The 379-nt window shown below is 49.3% G+C and carries 1 protein-coding gene; it reads right to left on the bottom strand.

The window, feature by feature from the left end:
- Window positions 1–162: 162 nt before the first annotated feature.
- Window positions 163–379 (bottom strand): MlaA family lipoprotein (locus DIT71_RS17765; protein WP_199491052.1); only part of this gene is annotated, 217 nt, incomplete at its 5' end.

Here is a 379-nt window from a genome sequence, read left to right on the forward strand (position 1 = left end):
CGACGCGGGCGTGTCGTACATGCATGGCCAGAAGGTGACCTTCCAGGAAGGCCCGTACGAGTTTTCCTCTGAAGGTAAAGCCTGGCTGTTTGGTACCAACTTCAACTACGCGTTCTAATCCCAACACGATTAAAAAAGGTGAGCATTGCTCACCTTTTTTATTTATTCCGAATCGATATCTTTTAATTCGTTCTCGATGGCTTTCGCGTTCGGATTATCTTCCGGCTTCAGCTTACCGCCGTTGGCAATAAAGTCATGGTTCTGGAAGTAGGCCTCGCGGACCATGATGTACGGATCGGAAGACTGACGCAGCAGACCATCAGAATCCAGCAGTTGCGCACGCGTTTCAATTCCTTCCACGGTCCATTTACCAATCGAC

Origin of the sequence: Marinobacter vulgaris, assembly GCF_003344045.1 — a bacterium.
GTDB classification, from domain to species: Bacteria; Pseudomonadota; Gammaproteobacteria; order Pseudomonadales; family Oleiphilaceae; genus Marinobacter; species Marinobacter vulgaris.